Source organism: Micromonospora sp. KC207, from assembly GCF_004348615.1.
GTDB lineage: Bacteria > Actinomycetota > Actinomycetes > Mycobacteriales > Micromonosporaceae > Micromonospora.
Genome location: NZ_SMKJ01000569.1, coordinates 1 through 1,553, shown reverse-complemented (window position 1 = coordinate 1,553; position 1,553 = coordinate 1). Strand labels below are relative to the sequence as shown.

General features: G+C 69.0%; 1 protein-coding gene. It reads left to right on the top strand.

The window, feature by feature from the left end:
• The first annotated feature begins 78 nt into the window (after positions 1-78).
• Positions 79-1,520 (top strand): IS3 family transposase gene (locus E1258_RS32535; protein WP_371688717.1). Its coding sequence is split into 2 segments (ribosomal slippage): positions 79-451 and positions 451-1,520, totalling 1,443 coding nucleotides; the frame shifts between segments, so codons are not numbered across the junction.
• Positions 1,521-1,553: the final 33 nt, after the last annotated feature.

The following is a 1,553-nucleotide window of genomic DNA, read 5'->3' as shown; positions in this document are numbered from 1 at the left end:
CCCTGTCTGTCAGGGTGAGTTGAGGCCAGCGGTTCATAGCAAGTCCGCCGGACAGGGCGAGTTCAGGATCGAGAAGCGTTGAATACTGCTGTAGACGTCGTGACGGCCCAGGATGGGGTCATGAGTCGCAAGAAGGGCCCGCGTTCGGACGGGCCGCGTGCCCGCCGGTCGTTCACCCCGGGGCAGAAGCTGGAACTGCTCGCGGGCTACGAGCAGGCCGTCGCGGCCGGTGAGGGCGGGGCGTTCCTGCGGCGGGAGGGCTTGTACTCGTCGTTGATGTCGCAGTGGCGCCGGGCCCGTGACGCCGGCCTGTTGCAGGGCAAGCCGGCTGGGCAGACGGTCGGGAGGCCGTCGGCGGAGCAGGCGGAGATCGCCCGGCTGCGGCGGGAACTGGCGCAGGCGCAGGCGAAACTGGCGCGGACCGAGACGGCGTTGACGATCATGGGAAAAGCACGAGAGCTCTTGGAGGACATCTCCAGGAGCGAGCCGGACGGTCCGGACGTGTTCGGGCTCGGCAAGCGCTGATGGCCGCCTACCGGGAGTTGACCAGCACCGGCACCACGACCCGGGCCGCGGCGGCGATGACCGGGATCGCCCGGTCCAGCGCGGAGCGGGACCGGCGCCGGCCGACACCATCGCGGCCGGCTCGGCGGACGCCGGCGAACGCGCTCACCCCGAGCGAGCGCGGGCAGGTGCTGCGGCTGTTGAACAGCCCGGAGTTCGTCGACGCCGCTCCGGCTCAGATCTACGCGGCGTTGCTGGACCAGGGCGTCTACGTGGGCTCGATCGCCACCATGTATCGGCTCCTACGCGAAAACAAGCAGGTTCGCGAGCGTCGCCGGCAGGCCCGGCACCCAGCCAGGCAGCGTCCCGAGCTGATCGCCGACCGGCCGGGGCAGGTCTACACCTGGGACATCACGAAACTCGCCGGACCGGTCAAGGGCGTCTACTACGACGCCTACGTGATGATCGACATCTACTCCCGGTACATCGTCGGGGTCCGCGTGCACGCCCGCGAGTCCGGTCCGCTCGCCGAGTCGATGATGCGCGAGGTGTTCGGCGCCCACGGTGTCCCGCACATCGTGCACGCCGACCGGGGCACCTCGATGACCTCGAAATCGGTCGCTGACCTGCTCGAAGACCTTCAGGTGACCCGCTCGCACTCCCGGCCGAAGACCTCCAACGACAACCCGTACAGCGAGGCCTGGTTCAAGACGTTGAAGTACGCGCCGGTCTTCCCGCACCGGTTCGCGTCCCTGGCCCAGGCACGGGCGTTCATGGCCGAGTTCGTGACCTGGTACAACCACGCTCACCGGCACTCCGGGATCGGGTTGCACACCCCCGCCGACGTCCACCACGGCCGCCACCACGCCGTCCGCGCCAACCGCCAGGACACCCTCGCCACCGCGCGGGCGGCGCACCCGGAACGATTCGGCACCACCCAACCCCTACCCAAGATCCTCGACCTGCCCAACCAGGTCTGGATCAACAAACCCGAACCGGAACGACAGGCCGCTTAACTCCCGCTGGCCTCAATCCCTTGACACGTTCCG